Genomic DNA, 20,699 nt, shown 5'->3' with positions numbered 1-20,699 from the left:
GATGAAACGAATCATTAGTATTTCACTCGTGGCTCTCGCCTCTCTTGCACTCTTCGGTTGTGTTCCACTCGAGGACTATCAAGACTATTTTGAGCCCGACGACCCCTGTGCGGGCGAAGCGATGCTTACCGGTACTTGGGAAATCGTTGGGGAAGGCAACCGAAAGGACTGCCGTCAAGAGTTCCTGAACACGGACAAATTCGAGCTGGGCTCGGTCGCGCTTAGCCTCGAACACGACCCGATGGCGGAGTCTCTAGCGCTCAACGACACCAATCTGCCCGAGTCGTTCACCTTTCGAGATGGCGCAGTAGACGGAGTTTGCGTGAGCTTCGTGACCGAAGAGGTCGTGGGGTCACAAACCATTCAGTACCGTTGGACAGGCAACGCGATCAGCGACACCACCATCCAGGGAACCTTCAAAGGAACGGGGCCATCTGGCTGTGTGTCCTCCGGAAGCTTCGAGATGGTTAGATAATGTCCAAGAAACCACCCGGGCCACACGGCCTTCAAACCATTCCACATACCCTTGATTTCATCCGGGAGCAGATTCCCTATATCCAGCGTATGGCTAGAGAATACGGGGATGTGGTGCGCTTCCGACTTGGAAATTTGGACAATCTACTGGTTTCAGATCCGGCCATTATTCACGAAGTTTTGGTGTCCAAAGCGCAGGACTTTCACAAAGACGAGATCACCCACGACCTCAAGGAACTCCTTGGTGAGGGCCTCCTGACGGCCGAGGGCGACCAATGGAAGCGTAATCGAAAGCTCGCCTCGCCGAACCTCCAGCGCACCCAAGTCAGCGTCTACGCAGACATCATGAGTCAGCTCAGCACCGACGCCGTGGGTCGCTGGAAACACGGCGAAGAACGAGACCTGCATCAGGATATGATGCATCTGACCATGGAGATCGTGGTCAAGACACTCTTCAACCTGGATTCAGGACCTGAGCTCGACGAGGTGTCCCATCACGTCGACGTGGCGATGCACTACTTCCACCTGATGACCCACACGCCGTGGCGTTGGGTGCCAGAAGTCTTTCCAATGCCAGCCCGAAAGGACTTCAAGCATTCCATTGAGAGGCTCGATGAAGTGGTCTACGGCCTAATCGAGAAGCGGCGTGGAGGCGAGGAGGGGCACGACCTTTTGTGGCGCCTCATTCAGGCCAAGGACGATGAAGGCGAGGGCATGGATGACAAGCAGCTACGCGATGAAGTCATCACGATGTTCCTCGCCGGCCACGAGACCACGGCCCTCGTCGCCACCTATACCTGGTTTCTGCTCGTGCAACACCGAGATGTGCTCGACAAGGTCTTTGAAGAGGTTGACCGCGTACTTCAGAAGCGACAGGCTGGCTTTGATGACCTTCAATCGTTGAGCTATCTCAACGCCGTGATCAAGGAGTCCATGCGCCTCTATCCGCCAGCGTGGATCATCGGGCGCCAGGCGATTCGGGACACCACTCTAGGGGATTACGAAGTCAAAAAGGGTATGCAGATTTTGATTTCGCAGATGGTCCTACACCGTAAGCCAGACGTGTTTGAAAACCCCGACGAGTTTAGGCCTCAGCGTTGGTTGGAGCCTGGTTTCGAGAAGTCTCTGCCTCGGCATGCCTACTTGCCCTTTGGGGGCGGTGCTCGCATCTGCATCGGCAATCATTTTGCCATGATGGAAGCCATTCTGATCGTGGCGTCTATGGCTCAGCACATCGACTTCGAGCTTCGAATGACCACCGATATGCAGGTTTCGCCAGCCGTGACCATGCGACCAGTGGTGCCCGTCACGGTCCGAGTCCATCGGCGCTAGAACTGCTGCGTAAAGCCGACCTGTGGGCCATTATCCCAAGAGAAGCCGACCTGCGAGGTTTGAACCACTGGCTCGGAAAGCTCCCAAACCAAGTATGCACCCACGAGCGCGCCTACGGCGAGCCCAGTAAATCCGATGCCGAGCGCGAGGTTCGTGTTCTTCGAGGACTCGGTGTTTTCGTACTGAACTCGCGTGACCTGCTCCGGATCCACACGTCGAATATCGTCCAAACGTTGGAGCTGGTCCGCATCGTCCATATAGCTCGAAAAGAAGACCATACCGGCAATTCCAGAGCCGATTCCGATCGCCGTCAGGCCCACAACCGGCAGAATATTCGGATACGTGACCACCTCTTCCTTGGCTACGTTCTCCTCCGGAATCAGCTGATACCGAAGCTGAACCGTAGCGCCGGCCTTAACCGTCACCAATTCCTCAGTGAGCTGGAATCCTTCCTTTCTCACTATCACACGATAGTTCCCAGGTTTGACCGGAAGCTGTGTGGGCGTAAGGCCTGCGGGGCCATTCGCTCGATCGTCAATATAGACTACGGCTCCCTCGGGAATGGTTGAAATGCTAATCGTCGAGCGGGATATACGGTCTTCTATAAGCGCGATGGTCTTCTCGATCCTGGGGCGCTCGGGCGCTTCCGGGACCTCGCTCAGGAATCGCCGGTAGTATCTGACTGCCTCCGCGTCGTCTCCGAGGCGCTCGTGGCAAAGTCCCAAACGATACAAAATGTCCGGATGAGGCAAGATATCATAGGCCTCTTGGAATAGTTTGAGCGAGCGTTGGAACTCTCCGCGGTTGTACGTGGCCTTTCCTTCTTCGATAACTCGCGTGAGCTCCGCCTTATTTTCCTCGCTCAAATCCTCAAACTTGGGCTGGGCTAAAACGCTGCTGCTCCCAAGCATCAACGAAAGACTCAAAACACACGCAATCCATTTCATAACTTATCCAGAGTCGGTTCAACGCGCGTACTATAACCGCTTGTGACCATCTGTGACAGACGCCCAATACCTATTCTTCAGACTTTTTCAGGGACAAGGTGTTGAACTTTGGATGTATAATGACTTCAATGAAACGCGGATAGAAGTTCAATAGAAGTTTACTGATGCTCGGACCTCAAATGTCAAAACTACTCCTCCTTGCGCTCTCGTCGCTCGCTCTCTTGTCGGCGTGCTCTGATTCCGCCCAATGCAATAGCAATAACGATTGTTTTGCGGGCGAAGTCTGTATGGAAGGTGTGTGTGGTCCTCAGGGAATGAACCCAAACAATTCGGATTCTTCGGACAATAATCCGACGAATCAAAGCACCCAGAATAACCCAAATACGAACGGCGAGAACAACCCCACGAACTCGAATAACGTGGACCCCAACAACACGAACAATACCATCGTGAACCCCAATAATTCCGAGCCAGACATGGGTGGTGAACAAGACATGGAGCCGGACTCGAGCACCGGGCTTGAGTGCGAGGTGGACCATCTCGAGTCTTCGTGTTCGGACGACGAGTACGAACAGAACAATACTTGGATCGACGGCGTGAGGTTGCATAATGACCCTCGGCCCGGGTGCATTACCACGTCACAATTTAATCCTCTCGACCTGACGCTCACCGCGACCAAATGTACGCGCGATCAGGCGGACTGGTACTATATCGACTTCAATCCTTGCCGCGAGACATACCTTCGCGTCACCTGGACCATGACCCCGAAGGCCGAGTGCAGTGCCGACCTCATCGCGTTGGAATCACTCTCCTTTGATTGTCCAGAAGAAGCCACATGCACCTCCACGGACACCGAGCACAAAATCGTGATCGATGTGCCTCCCACTCAGAGTCCTCAATCGCTGCTCTCTTACGTAGCCGTAACGAGTCTTGAGGGTGTACAATCCGAGTATGACCTCCGAGTGGTGGTGGAGCAGAGATGAATATTTTTCCCCGATTGTTGCCCTTTTTGGCGATTGGTCTTCTCAGCTGTGGAGGAGATTCCAACGAATGCTCTCGAGCGTCGGACTGCTTTAAGGGCGAGGTATGCGCACAGGGTGTTTGCCTTGAAGAGTCTGACCTCTCGAATAATCCGAACAATCCAGATCCTACCAACAACCCTGACGATCCAAACCCCAACAATCCAACGGGTGGCAATAATGGACCAACGCAACCAGGGGTCAACAACACAACCCCGACCCTTCCAGACCTTGCGTGTGTGGTAGATCCACTCACCACCTCTTGCTCAGACCCAGACGATATCGACGATGCCTTTCCGACGAGCTTTACGAACTCGACCAACGGCTGCCGGGTCCGAGATGAGTTCTCTCCAATGGATGAAACGCGAAGCGAGGTGCTTTGTGCCCGCGAGGTCAAAGACCGGTTTACACAGCTCTACGTCGGGTGCGACTCCAAATCCTATGTCATGGAGCTAACGTTCGAGCCAAAGGTCGAATGCGACCCGAGCGTGTTTAAGGTCAACGCCTATATCGATGGCAAAGACTGCGAGACCCCTTCGGACGAGATCCGATGCGAACAACTGCCTAACGGCGGTATGAAGATCACGGCAATCGTTAACCCAAACAACTCGGTATCAAGCGCCTCCTTTACCGTTGAAGCACTATTTACCAATGCCATTCAGTTTGAATACGACCTTCGATGGGTCATGAGAGAATGAAATGAAGATTAGGATTTCACCCTTTATTTTGGTTGGCGTTGCGACCCTTGGGCTAATGCAAGCGTGTGGTGATGACCCGCAATGTGCGCAAGATTCCGAGTGTTTTGCCGGGGAATGGTGCAATAGTGGAACATGTACTGCCGGAGAGAGGCCAGTAGGTAACAATAATAGCGGCACCAATAATGTCTCAAATAATGTGCAAAACAACTCAAATAACAATGAGACTATTGCTGGCACAAATAACGCTACACTACCTGCGAATAATCCAACCAATGGTCAGAATACGTCCGGCACAAATAACGTAAATAATACCAACGGTACGAACAATACTAACGGCACCAACCAAGGCACCAACAATCCTACAAACAACGTAGATCCGGGCGTGTGTGCGGGAGATATCTTTGCCAATTGCGAGGACCTTTCTCCAAATGAGCCCGATGATTCCTGGTTTGATGCCACGCTCATGGGGAGCTCCGGAGGCTGTCTGAGTGGCAACGTGATAACGCCAAGGACCCATACCGTCTCGGGTAAGGTCTGTCCGCGCGATCCAGGAGATTGGTTCAATCAGATCATCGTGCCGTGTGACGAACGTGATGTGATCGTCGAAGTAAGAGTCACTACGGCCCCGATTTGCCTCGTCGAGGAATGGAGCATCGGCATCAACCGAGGTGGCGCAAATATCGGCTGCGAAAGCGAACGCGTAGAGTGTTTCGATGATGGCGACGCAAAAGTCGCCCGTTGGCTTGTATCACCGTCTGGCTCCATTGAATCGTGGTACTTTGGCGTGGTAAATGCCGATGTCTCTGAGTTTGAGTACACTGCCGTGTTGGATATTCGATGAGGAAGTGGGTCGGGCTTTGGGCCATCATCCACTCCTTGGGGTGTGCCTTTTCGCCGGACCAATGTGCTTTGGACGCCGACTGCCCAGACGACCAAACCTGTGAGTTTCGCTCGGAAGTCTTGCGTTGTGTTGGGGAGGATGAACCCGACCCAGACCCGGGTCCCGATCCTGTGGATGAACCTGATATGCCGGGTCCAGATGATCCGGAGGACACTCCTCCAGATATCGTAATCAACAATGTGGATGGACCCGATGGTGGGACGCTTCCTGTTTGCGATAGGCGTTGCGACGACGATGGTAGAATCAACGACCGTCCGTCTACGGCGACGTTGATCAGCGAGGAGCTTGGATGTGTTCGCGGCGGTGATTTGGTGACTGGCCCGCTAACTCAAGACGCTACGCTCTGTGAAGACGACACGGACTGGTTCGCCCTAGAGCTCACCGGATGCCGCGGGCGCTCGTTCATCCTGAACGCTGATATCACCCCTTTGAGCGCGTGTGGTTTGCAAGGCTGGGACGTCGTAGGGGAAGATTGGTCTTGTGAGTCTGAGTTCGTCTCGTGCACTTCCAACGAGTTCGGTTACCGAGTTCGGTTGCTCTATTCTGACGGGGTGCTTTCCGAAAACACCTTCCGGCTTGGTGTGCGTTCGTTTGGCGCGAGCTTTGGGTTTCGCGTGACGCTATCGGCCGAGTACTAAACACACATTGGGCACCAAAATTCAGGGGTGTGCATCTTAGCTGGACAACCATGAACAAAGAGGCATCATGAGCGCGAGTTTGAACTGGGTTGCACCAATGGCTGAATTTTCATGGGCGGAGCGCATTGACGAGCTTCGCCAACAACACCTTCCGCAGATCATGGACGTGTTGGATAGCACCGTGCTTAGCGGCTCGCCGGACGGCTCATCGCTCGTCGAGATGACGAGGTATCACCTTGAAACAGGCGGGAAGAGGTTAAGGGCGGTGCTCCCATTAGCTGTGGCCGACGCGCTCGGCTCAGACCCAAAGAACGTGGTCGCGTTCGGCGCGGCTTGCGAGATTTTGCACAACGCGACGCTTGTTCATGATGATCTGCAGGACGGGGACCGCATACGCCGAGGAGCAGAAACCATTTGGGTGAAGTACGGCGAAGCCCGCGCGATCAACCTGGGCGACGCGATGCTTTACTACACGCTCATGCTCGTCAGAAAAGTACCCGGCTCCGCGGACTTGCGCGAAAGCCTCAGCGACCGAGTTCTCAAGGAAACCGTTCGTGTCATTGACGGCCAAGAGCGCGAATTCCTGCTTCAACAAGATGATGTCCCAACTTGGGCGGATTACGTCAAAATGGTCGAAGGCAAGACGAGCGGTCTTTTTGCTCTCCCACTAGCAGGAGCTGCGGAGATCGCAGGAGCTTCGAGCCAACTTGTTGACGGCATGACGCGTGCCGCAGGTCACCTTGGGGTCATCTTCCAGATTCAAGATGACGTCCTCGATATCTTTGGTCAGAAGGGCCGTGAGCGCCCTGGAAGTGATATCGCGGAAGGAAAGATCTCCGCGCTGGTCATTCATACCCTGGAGAACGCTTCTCCTGAGGATTCGGCGTGGCTTCGAGACCTGCTCCGGCGAGAACGCGAACTGGTCACAGACGCGGATATTCAGCGCGCGACGCAGCTATTCCTGACCACGGGAGCGCTTGATTTCACGCTAGCCGAGATCGACAGGCGCGCGGCCCTCGCGCTCAGCGAGCCTGCGCTTGACGAGGCTCCACAACTCAAAGCGCTCGTCAGCGCAATCGTCGATCTCTTTCTGGCACCGATCGCAGAACTCAAACACTCAAGAGAAAATGGCTGATTCAAAGTCTATCATCGTGGGAGGGCGCGCTCAGGCCCTTGGAGCCTACCCGCACCTCAAAGTAGTCGGGAATTTGGTCTTCGTATGCGGCACCTCGTCGCGCCGGCCTGATAACACCTATGAGGGCGTGGAAATCCACGCCGATGGCAGTGTCACGCTCGATATTGAGGCCCAGACACACGCGGTTATTAAGAATATCGAGACCTACCTCGCCGAAGTCGGCGCGAGCCTCAAAGACCTCGTCGATATCACGACATTCCTGGTCTCCATGGACGACTTCAAAGGCTATAACAAGGTCTACAACACCTATTTTGACGCCGAAACCGGGCCCACCCGCACCACGGTTGCCGTCAGCGAACTCCCGCATCCAAATCTGCTGATCGAGATCAAAGCAATTGCTCATTTGCCCTAGCTCTAGTAAACGAGGGCAGACTCTAGATTACGATACGATGGAGATGCTTGATGTCGGACGCCTTGAATGCCCTAATTGATGAACTCGACGACCTGATCGCCGAGGGTGAGCTCGAAGACGCTCAAGAGAAACTCGACGCCGCGCTCGCCGAGCATGGCCGCCAGAGTGCGCTCCTTGTGACCCAGGCGCAACTCCTTCTCGAACTCGAAGATTACGCCGGATTGGTCAACGAAACGGATACGTCCGTGACCGAGGTCGACGACCCGGAAGAGCGCGCGAGCCTCTTGACCGCACGCGCCTACGCGCTCTTTTACCTCGACCGGGTGGACGAAGCGCGGCAAACCTTCAATCAGGCCGTCAAATCTGACCCTGAGCTCAATGCGGCCATCATCGGCCGAGCCATGGTTCATGAGCACATGAAGTTCTACAACGCAGCGCTCATCGACTGTGATCGCGCGATCGAGATCGACGACCAAGAGTCGCAACCATGGGCCATCCGAGGCACGATCCACCTGCGTTTTGGGCGCATGGACGCTGCCATGAAGGACCTGGAATACGCTCACGAGTCGGACCCTGACGATGAGGAAGTTCTCCTCAATCTCGCACGTCTTTCGGCCCTCAAGAACGACAATCCACGTGCCATGGAATTGACCGGGCGCCTCATCGATATCGGCGAAGACCCAGACTATCTGGCGCCAGGCTTGTTGCTGCGAAGTCAGCTCGAACTCGCACTCGGAAGCTGGGAAGCCGGTATCGAAGACGCGGAGCGCGCCATCGAGTTGTTCCCAAAAGAACCATGGGGTTATCTCCAGGCGGCCGCATGTGTACTCAGCGCCGGAGCCGAACCAGGACGCGCCATCGAGCTTCTTAAGAAAGCCGAAGAAACCGTAGAATCGGCCTACGATATCCCAGACATTTTCCCGCTTCGAGCATCGGCCTACGACCAGCTCGGAAAGCCCGAAAAGGCCAAAGAAACTCTGGACGCAGCCGAGGGAACCGCACGACTTCCCGGCTATATCTACGGCTGGGTCAACCCCGCCGGAAATATCCCGATCAACCCGAACCGTCCGATCGATGTGCGTGCGCTTCTCGATGACCTCTTCGGCGAGGCCAAGCTCGCTCCTAAAGGTTATGAGGAACTCCTGCGGCAGGTGGTCGATAGGATTCCAGAGATCATCAAAGAACACCCCAATGTGGGCCAGCTCGCCATCGAGCTCCCAGAGGCTCCGGGTATGGTCGGCGGCAAGCGGCAGCTCATGATTCAAGTCAACCAGAATCAGGCTAACCGGCCTGCTCAGGCGTAAACCAGGCAATACCCATGAGTGAGAACTTGCTCAAAGTCCTGCACAATCAGGATGGTCTCGAGATCACGTTCATCGTGGACGAAGGCACGGCTCGGATAGAGTTTAAGTCCAATGATTCCATCGACCTGAGCGCCACTGACGACGTGGTAGTCGTGCTCAACGGCCGTGGCTTCGAAGCCGAGGTCCACGATCGCAAACACTCCGTTGTCACGCTCGGTCATTGGGACGACGTGGAACAGCCCGCTCAACTCATGATTCGGGTGCACGAGTATTTTGACGGATGGGAGCTCGAGTGAGCTTCGTTCAGCGCGTCAGAGATTCCATCGTCCTCAAGTCTCCGGACGTTGAGGAGCCTATCGATGCATACTTTCACAGGCGACTTGCTGCGCTGGTGACGGCTGCGGTCCATCCTACGCCACTTCGACCCGATCACATCACGTGGATGAGTTTGTTCATCGGCTGGGTGGCCAGCGCCGTGATGGCTCTGACGGTCTTCGATGTGGTTGGGGATTATGGTTATATCGCGGCTGCCGCGCTCTTGCTCATCTCTGTGGTTCTCGACTGCGCCGATGGGCAGCTCGCTCGCGCTCGCGGCGGAGGCACACGAATGGGACGCATTCTCGACGGACTCGTCGACTCCGCGGTCCTCGTTCCCTTCTATGTCTTTATGGGAATTGACATACTCTTGCGGCATGGGTGGCCCTATTTCGCACTCGCGGCGGTAGCCGGCTTTGGCGCGTGGATTCAAATCATGGTCTACGACCGCGCCAAGAGCGTCTATTTGGCCAATACAAGGCCTGGAGCGCACGCAGACGGCGTTGAGACCATGGAAGAAGTCCTGGCCGAATACGAGGAGATTAAGCGCAGTGGAACGCTTTTCGAGCGATTCATGATGCACACCTATATCAACGGTCAGCTCAAACTCTCCGAAAAATTCTCCGGTAGCGGTGCGCTAAACCTTCGCGAAGTGACCGAAGAGAGCGCTCAAGCCTACCGAGCTCGGTTCCGTCCCACCATGCGGCTCGCCTCGATTCTCGGGCTCGGAACACATATGTTCTTCATTTATGGCGGAGTCCTCTTATTAGGATGGAGCCAATGGGGTACCGTAGCCACGCAAGTTGTCTTCGTGACCCTTTTCATCCCGATGTTTCTGGTCATATCCAGAATCAAGGTGATGAACCAAGCGCCCTAAGAAATCATGACACTCAATCCTACGCTCTATATCGTTGACGGTTCGGCCTATATCTACCGAGCCTTCTTTGCCATTCGTAACCTATCAAACTCAAAGGGCTTTCCGACGAACGCTCTCTTTGGGTTCATGCAGATGTTGCGCAAACTTCTCGAGCAAGAAGATCCTGATTTTCTGGCGATGACCTTCGATCCATTTGGTCATGATGTACCGTCGTTCAGATTCGAGATGTACCCCGAATACAAGGCCAATCGCGACGCCATGCCGGACGACCTGCGGGTACAACTCCCGTTCTTCCAGCAGCTCGTCGAAGCCATGAATATTCCGGTACTCGTTGTGCCCGGAATCGAGGCCGATGACCTCATCGCAACTCTGACCCACAAGGCCCTCGATCAAGACCTCCACGTCTGCATTTGCAGTGCCGACAAAGACTTGATGCAGCTCCTTGGGGACGAGCGAGTGCGGATGATCGACACCATGCGCGACAAAGTCTTCAAAGAGGAAGACGTGATCGCGAGATTTGGAGTGCCGCCCCATCAGGTCAAGTACGTGATGGCGTTGAGCGGTGATACCAGTGACAATATACCGGGCGTGCCTGGAATCGGCGAAAAGACAGGCGGACAGCTCATCCAAGAGTTTGGCGACCTCGAAAATCTCCTCGCCAATATCGACAAAGTCTCCGGCAAAAAACGAAAAGAAAACCTGACCGAGTTTGCCGATCAGGCGCGGCTTTCGCTGGACCTGGTTACGCTCAAAGAAGATTGTCCCGTGGACCTGGATTTGGATGCCTTGCGGCTTTCGGCCCCGGATATTGACACTCTGACCGAGCTCATGACCGAGCTCGAGATGCGCACGCCGCTCCGGGACATGACCACGTGGGCCAAAAAGAAGGGGTTTCTTGAGGGAAAAAGCCCGGCACCTATCATGCCAAAGCCCGAGCGGACCGATAAAAAGGCGAAGAAGAATTACCGCACTATCACTACCGAAAAGGAACTCGATAGCGTTATTGTGGAAATCCTCGAAGCAGGAAGGGTGTCCTTCGATCTTGAGACGACGAGCATCGATCCTCTGGACGCCGAAATCGTAGGCTTTGCGCTGGCATGGGAGCCCCATCAAGGGGTCTATATCCCCACAGCCCATCGCTACTTAGGAGCGCCGGACCAGCTCAGTACCGGGTTTGTGATCGAGAAGCTTCGGCCAATTCTGGAGGATGAAGACTTTCCAAAAATCGCGCAGAACTACAAATACGAATGGATGGTTTTGGCGCAAGGGAAGTGGGCGAGCCCAAAGAGTGGCGCGGCGAAGAAGCCGCCAGAGTCTGATCAGGGGCTCTTGTTTGGTACGGCTCAGCCGGACCTCGGAAAACCAGATTTTGGGTCCACTCCCGTGATCCTCAAAGGCGTTCAGTGGGACACCATGTTGATGAGCTATCTCATCGACCCGGGAAAGCTCAGCCACGGCCTCGATGCCATCGCAAAGGACTATCTGAGTCACGAGAACATTACTTTCAAGGACGTAGCCGGTAGCGGCAAAAACCAGCTTTCTTTTGAGATGGTTGATATCGAAAGCGCAACCAAATACGCGGCTGAAGACGCCGATATCACTTTGCTTGCTTGCGATAAAATGGCGCCTGTCATCGATGAAGCCGGGCTTCGCCAAATCCACGACGAGATGGAAATTCCACTCTCTGTCGTGCTCGCCAAAATGGAGGCCAAAGGCATCAGCGTGGATACAGGGATGCTCAAGGAGCTCGGAAAAGAGTTTGAGGGCTACCTCAACAATCTTCAGGAATCTATCGACGAAGCTGCGGGTCAGCCCCTCAACGCGAACAGCCCTACACAGCTTCGAGAGATTCTCTTTGGCAAACTCGGTCTGCCCATTAAAAAGAGGACTCAATCTGGCCCCTCGACCGACCAATCGGTTCTCGAACAACTGGCAGAACTACACCCTTTGCCATCTTTGATTCTGGAATACCGCAGTTTTTCTAAGCTCAAAGGGACCTATATTGACGCGCTGCCTCTTTTGATCCGAGAGGATACTGGCAGGATTCACACCGACTTTAATCAGGCTGTGACAGCCACCGGGCGTCTGAGCTCTTCGAACCCCAACCTTCAGAATATCCCGGTCCGCAGCGACTATGGACGCGAGATAAGACGCGCCTTCATTCCCGCGCGCGGCAAGAAGCTCATCTGCGCGGATTATTCGCAGATCGAGCTGCGCATCATGGCGCATATGTCCGGTGATAGTGCGCTGCTGGAAGCCTACCGACGCGGTGATGATATCCACTCCGCCACGGCCGCAGGAATTTTTGGTGTGGAGCTCTCTGAGGTGACCTCCGATCAACGCCGAGCGGCAAAAACCATCAACTTCGGCGTCATGTACGGCATGGGTGCCAACCGGCTCGCCAGGGATTTGAAGATTCCACGCAAAGAAGCCAAGACCTATATCGACCAGTACTTTGCTCGTTTTAGCGGCGTGAAGGCGTTCTTTGAGCGACTTCAAGACCACGCGCGCGACATCGGGTATGCCGAGACCATGTTTGGCCGCCGTCGAATCTTGTCTGCCATTGAGGGGTTTGGAGCACAGCGCGCCTTTGCTGAACGTGTGGCTGTGAACATGCCCATCCAGGGAAGTGCTGCAGACATCATCAAGAAGGCCATGCTCAACATCCAAGACCGCATTGAAGCAGAGGGGCTCCCGCTCTCCATGCTACTTCAGGTCCACGATGAACTCGTGTTTGAGGTGGATGAGGCGCACGTGGAAAGTGCGGCGAGCCTTATTCGTCATGAGATGGAAGGCGTGGTTGAGCTGGACGTGCCGCTTACGGTCGAGCTTGGCATTGGCGACAACTGGATGGACGCCAAGTAGTTCGCTCACTCAATTCGGTACGAAACGTTCTGTACCCGAATCTTATGCGGTACGGCACGTCTCGTATCGCATTTAACTTAGCCCGCGTCTACGTGGACACCTAGCGGGCCATTCATACATGCCTGACCGAGGTCGACGTCGTGAGAAGTGAGGATTTCCACGTCTGGATGGTCTCGATGCCACCAACGCAATTTTTCCAGTGTCTGGCCTGCGATCTTCTTTGAGTCTGCAGCGATTTTGGGAAAGATTCCCAGTTCCTGGTTCTGCGTGATGTGACCTACCGAGAATGCAGCGTCACCGACGTAGAAGATCTCACGGTCAGCGAGGCGAATGCGCCAACCGGTATGTCCCGCGCTATGTCCTGGAAGGGGCACAGCCTCGATGGAACCATCGCCAAACACGTCTACGCCCTTCTCAATGGTTGCCCCGCTGAGGTCGAGCTTCTCTACCCTTGATGTCAAGGCGCGGTAATCCTCCACCACATAGCCCTTTGTCCGAGCCGCAAACGCACTCATGCTGGTCGCAGCCACCCACTCATCACGATTGATATGGAATGAGGCGTGGCCAAGGCTTTTCATGCCTCCGGTATGGTCAAAATGCATATGCGTCATAAGCACATGGTTGACCTCGGAAGCCCTAAAGCCGAGCCGCTCAATTCTAGGAATAACGGCCCATTCGTCCTTGAAAACCACCCCAATCTTTCTCAAGACGCCGCCCAAGAACTCGCCGACGTTTGAAGGACCCTCGGTCCCAAAAGGCGCGTCGATCAAGATCGGACCGTGTTCAGGATGCACAGCGAGCGCGGCGAGGAAGGGGAGTTTAATCTCCTGCCGACCACCACCTTCTACGATCATCCAACGCGGGATCTTCGAATACCCACAATGGAAAACCCAGAACTGCTCGATATTCATTGACTCACTTCGTCAAACGCTTTGTTCATAAGCTTTGCGAGTTCTTCATCAGTGCCGTAGAGCTCTTCAACTTCGCGCGCCTTGGAGAGAGCGTCGATCCAGTTCTTGACCGTCTCAGGCTGGCTCTTCGAGCGAAGGAGCTTGCGAAGCATGAGGTCTTCGAGCGAGTCGATCATGCCGGGGCCTTCAACCACTTCGATCAGCTCAGCTTTCACCAGGAGCTCCAGAACGCGCCTGCAGAGTTTCGAGGCGAGCTCCATTTCTGGAGAGAGTTTCGGCGCGGGTTTTGCGGGTTCTGGCTCGGGCTCAGGTTGACGTTCAGCCTTCAAAAGATTCGCCAATTCCTTGAGCAAATCTTCATCACCGCCGCCAACCCCCACGTCACCCATATCGTCAAACGAGCCACCCTGCAGATCCACGAGGTCTTCGTAGATGGAGACCACAAACTCAAGGAACTGCTCGAAGTGCTCGAAGAGCGGGAGCTCGTCGTATTCCTGGTCCGTCGAGAGACGGCGAATCGCGGGCTCAAGCTCCTCCATCGTCTCAGGCGCAAAATAGGCGATTTGGTAGTCGAAGTCCGAGCCGACCACATGCGCCGACTTGAGGTCAGCCAGCGCCGGATGACGGGCATCCTTAGCCTTGTAGACATATTGATGGCCCGAGAGCACGTCCTCAAAAGTCTCGCCGCGGTCTACCTCAGAGATCCCGGCAATACCCCAGTCGTATTGTTCGAGCCCGTCCATGCCGTTATGCATCCGGAGAAACTCGCGGTACGAGGGCGGAATCTTGCGTCCAAGTCGCGCCTCAAATGCTTTGAGTTCGTCAGCGCTCGCTGGACCTCGGAGCTTTGGGTAAACATCGCGACCAAGCCAGTCAATGGCGTCGATGGCGACTTTCAAACGTGCCACTAAATGAATGATTTCGCTCATAATTATTAATCCCGCTGAGAGGGGCGCGGAAACTAGCACAATCTGCCCCGAGACTGCAATGTACACCTCGTCTCTTGGACTTTCTACCCTTGCCAAGTCAGATCAACGCGGTAAAACGCTATGGACCCAAACGACGAAGCTAGGAGAAATGCCATGAGAACCCGAGTAGTTGCCGGTAACTGGAAGATGAACAAGGACCTCTCGGGATCGAGGGAACTCGCACAGGCTGTGGCCAGAGCGGCCGATGCTTCCCCGAGCGTTGAAGTTGTGATCAGCCCGGTCAATATTTACCTGGGTGCAGTCGCAGATACCATCCGTGGCTCCAAGCTCAAGCTCAGTGCACAAAACATGCACTGGGCAGAAAATGGCGCCTACACCGGCGAAGTTGGGCCGACCATGCTCAAAGAGATCGGCTGCAGCCACGTGATTCTGGGGCACTCGGAGCGCCGCGAGTACTTTGGCGAAGACGACGCCCTCATCAGCCAGAAGGTACGCACCGCTCTCGCTCACGATTTGACTCCGATCTTCTGCTTCGGTGAGACTCTCGCGGAGCGCGAGGCCGGGCGAACACAGTCCACGGTGGAAAAGCAGATTCGTGGTGGTCTAGAAGGCGTTTCATCGGATGACTTGACCCGGATCATCTTCGCTTATGAGCCTGTATGGGCCATCGGTACTGGCCGCACGGCTACGCCAGAGCAGGCGCAAGAGGTCCATCAGTTCATTCGATCATTGCTCAGCAATATGTTTGGGACGGATGTTTCCTCCAAGATTAGGATTCTCTACGGTGGCAGTGTAAAAGCCGATAATGCTGCTGAGTTGATCAGTCAGCCTGATATCGACGGCGCACTGGTTGGTGGTGCCAGCCTAAAACCCGCGGACTTTGAAGCCATCATTCAGGCCGCACGCTAAAAACAAAACACCCTTCTTATGAGTACTGACCCGTTTCGCGATGATGCCCTCCTCGATTGGCAAGGGCAGGGCTACGATATTTCCCTTGAGCGCCGCCGTCTTGGTGCGGTCAATTTGAGCTCAGGCCAAGTTTGTGCATTGGACCCCATGGACGCGCTCTACGCGGACCCGATCGAGCTTGAGCTAGAGGCCGGAGCCTATTCCGTAGTGCTCTTGAGTGCGGACCTCAGAGATGAGCGGAAACTCGCCTATCTCATCATCGAGATTTCAGGGGCCGAGGCGCTTCGTTGGGAGGAGCTCGAGCCGCTCGATACCTCGTCTGGCCTCTTGGCGCTTATGGATGCTGACGTTGCGTCCCTGGCAATGGATGCGCACAACCTTGACGAAGACGAGTTTGAGCGGGTTCTCTGGCGCGAGTGCTCGAAGAATCGCAGACAGCAAAAGCTAGGTTGGACAAATATTCCGGTGCAACAACTCGGAGCGCCGGCGGCGGCAGAGAAGAACCTCGTGGCCGTTGAGGTCCCTGCAGGACAGTATCAGGTCTGGGCTGGCCGAGATGATTCCGCGGAGTTGGCCCTTCTTGTGGTGGATTTCGGAGTGCTGGATATTCTCTTTACGCCTTTTGGATTGCGGTATTGAGAAGCGGTCTGAGTTTCTGATGCGTTAGGGGTTGAGGAAGAAATCGTCTTGGGTGGGTAGTTCGTTAATGGTAGGACACCAGGTCGCACAATGTCTGGCGTAAAGTAGGCAACTACAAATTGACAAGAAGGCGCGACGCGGACGCCGCGCTTGATAATTTGACATGCCTCCCGGAAGCCAACTTCCATGAATGGGAGGAAGGTTGTAGTTTGGGCGAATTCTCCCCCAACCCGTAACGCATCAGGTTTTTCGTCTCAGTTGTTCTCCGTATTTGCTCGCTCCAATGTAGGGTAATGTAGGATAAAAAGTCAATTGTCAGTTTCTAAATTTCTTAAGGCTTTCTTCGATTGAACGAGCCAGTTCCTTGTCGCCAGCTGCTTTCGCTTCTTTCAAGCCAGACTCCAATTCAGTGATCGCACCTTGACGGTCCCCCTTTTTAAGCAGGACTCGGGCCAACGCGTGATGGCCCCACGCTTTGTCTTGGGAGCTACTGGTTTCAGCCACGAGAGCCTTGAGGTGTTCCTCGGCGCCACTCCAGTTCTCCTTCTCCATCATCCATTGAGAAAGCTGAATGTAGCCCTGGAGTCGCGTGTCTTTGAGTGCTGGTTTACCCGCGCTCAACTGCATTAAACGCTGGAAAGAGGCCTGCGCCGCATCATCATTGGTCCGAGCTTGAACTCGTCCGAGCCATAAGTAGGCGTCAGCCGCACGCAGCTCATCGTTGACCTTCTCAAATCCCTCGCTTGCTGCTTTGAAATGCATCTTCGCTTGTTTGAGTTCGTCCAGATTATTGGCCCCGATTCCCGCGGCATAATGTGTGGAAGCCTTGATGCTGGTGATCTCTTTATCCTCGGACTTCAAGGCGTCAGCGGTCTTGAGGGCATCACGACATACCTGCAGAGTCCCTTTGGACTTCACCAAGAGTTCCACCTGACAGAGGTTTGCCTGAACCGTAGCCAAATTGCGTCGGTCGTGGTCCGTGTAGATCCGTTTTTTGAGATCGTCTGCCACAGCCATATAGCCTTCGCGCGCCTTCACATGCTGCCCGTCATTGTGGAGCATGCGCGCGTGAATCAGCTTTGACCTCGTCGCAAGATCTGGAATGCCCGCTTTTCGGAATCCTTTCTCGGCTTCAGCACATGCACCGAGTGCCTGCGCGTGGCTCGCCTCGGCATGAAACTCACAGAGGGCGAGTTGCGAGTTCGCGACCATTTGGGGTGAATTGACCGATTTGGCGGTCTTTAAAGAGGCTTCAAAGAGTTTGAGGGCGTCACCCTTGTTCCCACCATTCGCAGCGATTCTGCCAGCGAGCGCATAGTAGGTGACGAGGCTAGGGCGATTCTTCATGGACCTAAACTGGGCCTCGAGTCCTGAGAGATCCTTTGCCGAATCGGCCCAGCGCCCCATGGTTTGGTAGAGCTGGGCGCGCCGCAATTTGTTTCGTGCCTGCGCCGGCGTGCTGCCGGCCGCTTCGTAGCGTGCCTGCGCCTGATTGAGCAAATTCAACGCCTGATCATACTCGCCGCTACGGATAAACGCGTCGCTTCCCTTGGCCAACGCGGTGCCGATCATCAGGTCTCGATCGCTGTTGCGGAGCAAGGCCAGGTCTTTTTGATACTGACCTTCATTCATGGGAAGGCCACGCAACTTCTGAACAAACTGAATCTGGATTCGGCAGAGTGCTGCGGTGTAGATGTCCTTATAGTCTTCGGCCATCTTGTTGCAGACTTTGAGCGTAGTCTCGGCCTTGCGTAGCTTTCCGAGGCTAGCCTCGATATGACCCTGAATAAGCATGAGCCTACCGAGCGTACTATTGAGCTTGAGCGCCTTGGCGGTGGCGATCGACTCCGTGATGTACCTCTCCGCGGCACCATACTCGCCTTGCTCCCAATGTAAGGTCGCGAGCTCCAGCGCTGCCTCAGATCGCATTACACTCTTCTTATCGGCACCGTTATAGGCTTCTTCGAATGCCTCTTTAGCGGTTTCCCAGGCACCTGACGCGTACATTTCGCGCGCGGACTCGAGCGAGAAATTTTCGTCTTCTTCTGCGAAGGCTGAGCCCGACAAACTCAGGCTTAACGCTAACGCCGCGATCTGAATCAGCTTTTCTTTTTTCATCATGTACTGTTTGTGTTTTCCGAGGGCCATTGTACCAGCGTCGAACTTTTGACGCGAGTGTTTTGGAGCGTGGAACTCATTTGCTCTCTTTGCTAGCGTATGCGCGAACTTGTGGGAGTAAACTCTTGTGAAACCAACCTCGCGCTCTATTTTTTCATTCCTTTTTGGGACAATTCTCGTGTTCCAAAGTGTATTCTCGGCACATGCGCACGTGGGCGAACCTGTCTCGCAGCGTGTCTGGATTACCGATAACTCGTGGCTTTTGCAGACAAATTTTGGGGCGATGGGGAGCACGTTCGACGGCTTCGTGTGTGAAGAAGCTTTTTTGGGAGGCGACCGCTTTTTTATCGTCCCGTTCGGTCAGGACCTCTGGACTGCTTTTTCGGCCACGAATATCTGGCAGACGGCAGACGGCTGTTCTTTTCAGAGCGCAGGCGAGCTCCCAGGGCTTCCAACCGACGTAGCGCGCAATTTGGACGCCGGCCTCGCGGCATGGGTTCAGAACCAAAATGGACCCGAACTCTACACAGTTTCGGCTCTTGGCGAGGCAGGGGGATCGGCGGCAGTTGCAAAGATTGAGGCAGATATTGCCGAAAACATCTATCTAACCGCCGTTCGATTTGCGAATGAGGAGACTCTGATCGTCTCGGGCTACAATCGCGATGCCATGGGGGCCGGCGTGATCATGTCGGTCAATAGAATCAGCGGCGCTACAACGGTGTTGGACACCCCGACTATGACCTATCCCTATGTGCTCGATGCGCGCGAGGGAGAAGTCCTTTGGCTCGGAAAAGCCGAGACCCAGAATTTGTTTTGGGGAACCTTGGAGTCACCTGCAGCTCAAGCCTTGCCTATCGAAGCCTGGCCCACGGACGCGAGTTTTGTGGACGAAGCTCGTGTTGTGGTCTCCGGACTCAACCAGTCTCGGGGCTTGAGTGTGGGTACGCTGACAGGAGATTTGGTGGACGGCCAAGTCAACTGGGAAGCATTCGCAGACGAGATGACCGCGGCGTGTGTACGCCCGTGGGAAGAAGGGTTCCTCGTCTGTACACTGAACCGATTCGATGGCGCCGATCTCGTCTACATCGAGCAGGGTCAAGACCCTGAGTACGCCGTGGAGTTCAAGGCATTGACCGGCGAGCGACAATGCGCGGAAGGCTCCGAGGCGGCCGACGTGTGTCCTACGGTTTGGCCCGAGATCGCGCGCCAGCTTGGGCTTCTGCAGCCCGAGATGCCGGATATGGGGCCCGATGTGGATATGGGAACGCCTCCCGAGGATATGGGTTCTGGAGTGCCCGAGCCTAGAGATGACAAAGGAGAAGACTCGAGCTGTGCTACCGCTTCAGGCGGCCCCGCAATCTGGTTGTTTATGGCCTTGGTGGTAGGCCTTCGATATCGTCGCCGCGAAAGGCGTGACCGCTAGGGACATCGACTTTGACCTTCTTATTTAGAGCGTAGGGAAGCCGCTCGGCTTCGAGCCCACCCGGTGGCACAAAGCGCTCGGCCACGTCCCGAATCTCAGTGCACTTTTCTGTGAGAGTTTCTCCAGACTTAAGGTCACAACTACTGACCACCACCCGTTTGGTGACTTCGGCGGGCGGCTCGTAGGATGTAAACCACCCCATGAGAAGCAGGATGGAGAGTCCCGTTCCAACGCCGGCTCCAAGCCCAAAGAGCTTGAGCCTCTCCTTCATTTCTTGGTTCATTCTTCGGGTCCGATCTCTTCCATGACGTCTGGCGTCTTCTCTTCGGTGGTGGCAGGTTTTGACTCTTGCTCAGCTTTGACAGCCTCAACAAGGGTTTCACCGACCACTTTGCGATACGCCCATCGTGTGCCCATGGACGCTCCCATTCCAGCCACCAACGCGGCTGGCCCCATGGTGCCCGTGACAATATACGCGGCGAGCGTACCCGCCGTACCCGCCGAAGACGTGGCGAAACCACAACCGGCTTCAGCGGCCACGTGCTTGATCGCGCCCTTCGTATCGAGGCGTCCGTCTACCACTGCGCGAGTCGCGTTGAATGCACCGATCGAGCCGTCGACCACAGCACCGGCGACACCTGCTCTTCCGCAGATCATCGCGAGGTCTTTGGCCGGGCCAAACTGCACGGACTTGCGCGCGATTTGCCCGAGGCTCGCGTTCTTTGCAGTGGTCACCGCCTGGCTCGAGCTCTTCAGTGCCTGATTCAAGAGGGTATATGGAAGTTTCATGCGTTTCTCTCTTTTGCGGTGTCAACTTGTGCCGGCGCTTATTTTGGCGCTATCTTCAATAACA

21 protein-coding genes are annotated in these 20,699 nt (G+C 55.1%); 15 read left to right on the top strand and 6 right to left on the bottom strand.

Annotated elements, in window-relative coordinates:
* Position 1: 1 nt before the first annotated feature.
* Positions 2 to 475 (top strand): hypothetical protein, encoded by a 474-nt coding sequence (locus tag FRD01_RS10740; protein WP_146959472.1) that lies wholly within the window; start codon positions 2 to 4, stop codon positions 473 to 475.
* The gene (locus FRD01_RS10735) at positions 475 to 1,806 is read left to right on the top strand and encodes a cytochrome P450 (protein WP_146959470.1); all 1,332 of its coding nucleotides are present in this window, start codon (positions 475 to 477) and stop codon (positions 1,804 to 1,806) included. The genes FRD01_RS10740 and FRD01_RS10735 overlap by 1 nt, the downstream gene beginning before the upstream one ends.
* Here the strand turns inward: FRD01_RS10735 and FRD01_RS10730 are convergent.
* Positions 1,803 to 2,753, bottom strand: a complete 951-nt coding sequence (locus FRD01_RS10730; RefSeq protein ID WP_146959468.1) for a PEGA domain-containing protein — start codon at positions 2,751 to 2,753, stop codon at positions 1,803 to 1,805. The genes FRD01_RS10735 and FRD01_RS10730 overlap by 4 nt on opposite strands.
* Before the next feature lie 179 nt (positions 2,754 to 2,932).
* Between FRD01_RS10730 and FRD01_RS10725 the strand changes: the two genes are divergently transcribed.
* From FRD01_RS10725 to polA, 10 genes are all read left to right on the top strand, one after another.
* A complete protein-coding gene (locus FRD01_RS10725) occupies positions 2,933 to 3,736 on the top strand; it encodes a hypothetical protein (RefSeq protein WP_146959466.1) in 804 nt (267 codons plus the stop codon).
* Positions 3,733 to 4,470 carry a hypothetical protein gene (locus FRD01_RS10720; RefSeq protein ID WP_146959464.1) on the top strand — a complete coding sequence of 246 codons (738 nt, stop codon included), beginning with the start codon at positions 3,733 to 3,735 and terminating at the stop codon, positions 4,468 to 4,470. Before FRD01_RS10725 ends, FRD01_RS10720 begins: the two co-directional genes overlap by 4 nt.
* Before the next feature lies 1 nt (position 4,471).
* The gene (locus tag FRD01_RS10715; RefSeq protein ID WP_146959462.1) at positions 4,472 to 5,311 is read left to right on the top strand and encodes a hypothetical protein; all 840 of its coding nucleotides are present in this window, start codon (positions 4,472 to 4,474) and stop codon (positions 5,309 to 5,311) included.
* The gene (locus FRD01_RS10710) at positions 5,308 to 6,009 is read left to right on the top strand and encodes a hypothetical protein (RefSeq protein ID WP_146959460.1); all 702 of its coding nucleotides are present in this window, start codon (positions 5,308 to 5,310) and stop codon (positions 6,007 to 6,009) included. Before FRD01_RS10715 ends, FRD01_RS10710 begins: the two co-directional genes overlap by 4 nt.
* A gap of 67 nt (positions 6,010 to 6,076) precedes the next feature.
* Positions 6,077 to 7,144 (top strand): polyprenyl synthetase family protein, encoded by a 1,068-nt coding sequence (locus FRD01_RS10705; RefSeq protein ID WP_146959458.1) that lies wholly within the window; start codon positions 6,077 to 6,079, stop codon positions 7,142 to 7,144.
* Complete coding sequence (locus FRD01_RS10700; protein WP_146959456.1) at positions 7,137 to 7,556, top strand: RidA family protein; 420 nt, start codon at positions 7,137 to 7,139, stop codon at positions 7,554 to 7,556. Before FRD01_RS10705 ends, FRD01_RS10700 begins: the two co-directional genes overlap by 8 nt.
* A gap of 50 nt (positions 7,557 to 7,606) precedes the next feature.
* Positions 7,607 to 8,860: a tetratricopeptide repeat protein gene (locus FRD01_RS10695; RefSeq protein ID WP_146959454.1), complete on the top strand. Its 1,254-nt coding sequence runs from the start codon at positions 7,607 to 7,609 to the stop codon at positions 8,858 to 8,860.
* Between the two features lie 14 nt (positions 8,861 to 8,874).
* Entirely contained in the window at positions 8,875 to 9,156 is a 282-nt protein-coding gene (locus FRD01_RS10690; RefSeq protein WP_146959452.1) for a hypothetical protein, read from the top strand.
* Positions 9,153 to 10,052, top strand: a complete 900-nt coding sequence (locus tag FRD01_RS10685; RefSeq protein ID WP_249756173.1) for a CDP-alcohol phosphatidyltransferase family protein — start codon at positions 9,153 to 9,155, stop codon at positions 10,050 to 10,052. Before FRD01_RS10690 ends, FRD01_RS10685 begins: the two co-directional genes overlap by 4 nt.
* 6 nt (positions 10,053 to 10,058) lie before the next feature.
* Complete coding sequence (gene polA, locus FRD01_RS10680) at positions 10,059 to 12,917, top strand: DNA polymerase I (RefSeq protein WP_146959448.1); 2,859 nt, start codon at positions 10,059 to 10,061, stop codon at positions 12,915 to 12,917.
* Positions 12,918 to 12,994: 77 nt separating this feature from the next.
* On the opposite strand, the gene FRD01_RS10675 is transcribed toward polA, so the two are convergent.
* Together FRD01_RS10675 and FRD01_RS10670 are read right to left on the bottom strand one after the other, a co-directional pair.
* Positions 12,995 to 13,828, bottom strand: a complete 834-nt coding sequence (locus tag FRD01_RS10675) for an MBL fold metallo-hydrolase (protein WP_146959446.1) — start codon at positions 13,826 to 13,828, stop codon at positions 12,995 to 12,997.
* Positions 13,825 to 14,757 carry an SMI1/KNR4 family protein gene (locus FRD01_RS10670; RefSeq protein WP_146959444.1) on the bottom strand — a complete coding sequence of 311 codons (933 nt, stop codon included), beginning with the start codon at positions 14,755 to 14,757 and terminating at the stop codon, positions 13,825 to 13,827. Before FRD01_RS10670 ends, FRD01_RS10675 begins: the two co-directional genes overlap by 4 nt.
* Positions 14,758 to 14,910: 153 nt before the next feature.
* Here FRD01_RS10670 and tpiA point away from each other — a divergent pair, with 153 nt between their 5' ends.
* Positions 14,911 to 15,666 carry a triose-phosphate isomerase gene (tpiA, locus tag FRD01_RS10665; RefSeq protein WP_146959442.1) on the top strand — a complete coding sequence of 252 codons (756 nt, stop codon included), beginning with the start codon at positions 14,911 to 14,913 and terminating at the stop codon, positions 15,664 to 15,666.
* An 18-nt stretch (positions 15,667 to 15,684) separates the two neighbouring features.
* The gene (locus FRD01_RS10660) at positions 15,685 to 16,305 is read left to right on the top strand and encodes a DUF4241 domain-containing protein (RefSeq protein ID WP_146959440.1); all 621 of its coding nucleotides are present in this window, start codon (positions 15,685 to 15,687) and stop codon (positions 16,303 to 16,305) included.
* 315 nt (positions 16,306 to 16,620) lie between these two features.
* Here FRD01_RS10660 and FRD01_RS10655 read toward each other — a convergent pair whose 3' ends face one another.
* Positions 16,621 to 18,426, bottom strand: a complete 1,806-nt coding sequence (locus FRD01_RS10655; RefSeq protein ID WP_249756172.1) for a tetratricopeptide repeat protein — start codon at positions 18,424 to 18,426, stop codon at positions 16,621 to 16,623.
* Between the two features lie 175 nt (positions 18,427 to 18,601).
* On the opposite strand from FRD01_RS10655, the gene FRD01_RS10650 reads away from it, so the two are divergent.
* A complete protein-coding gene (locus FRD01_RS10650; protein WP_146959436.1) occupies positions 18,602 to 19,846 on the top strand; it encodes a hypothetical protein in 1,245 nt (414 codons plus the stop codon).
* Here the strand turns inward: FRD01_RS10650 and FRD01_RS10645 are convergent.
* Positions 19,791 to 20,129, bottom strand: a complete 339-nt coding sequence (locus FRD01_RS10645) for a CpaB family protein (protein WP_146959434.1) — start codon at positions 20,127 to 20,129, stop codon at positions 19,791 to 19,793. The two genes, FRD01_RS10650 and FRD01_RS10645, sit on opposite strands and share 56 nt — an antisense overlap.
* On the bottom strand, positions 20,126 to 20,635 hold the full coding sequence (locus tag FRD01_RS10640; protein WP_146959432.1) for a hypothetical protein: 510 nt from the start codon (positions 20,633 to 20,635) through the stop codon (positions 20,126 to 20,128). Before FRD01_RS10640 ends, FRD01_RS10645 begins: the two co-directional genes overlap by 4 nt.
* Positions 20,636 to 20,699: the final 64 nt, after the last annotated feature.

Source organism: Microvenator marinus (genome assembly GCF_007993755.1).
GTDB lineage: Bacteria > Myxococcota_A > Bradymonadia > Bradymonadales > Bradymonadaceae > Allomicrovenator > Allomicrovenator marinus.
The sequence above is the reverse complement of the archived record's forward strand: the minus strand, read 5'-3'. Positions and strand labels throughout refer to the sequence as shown.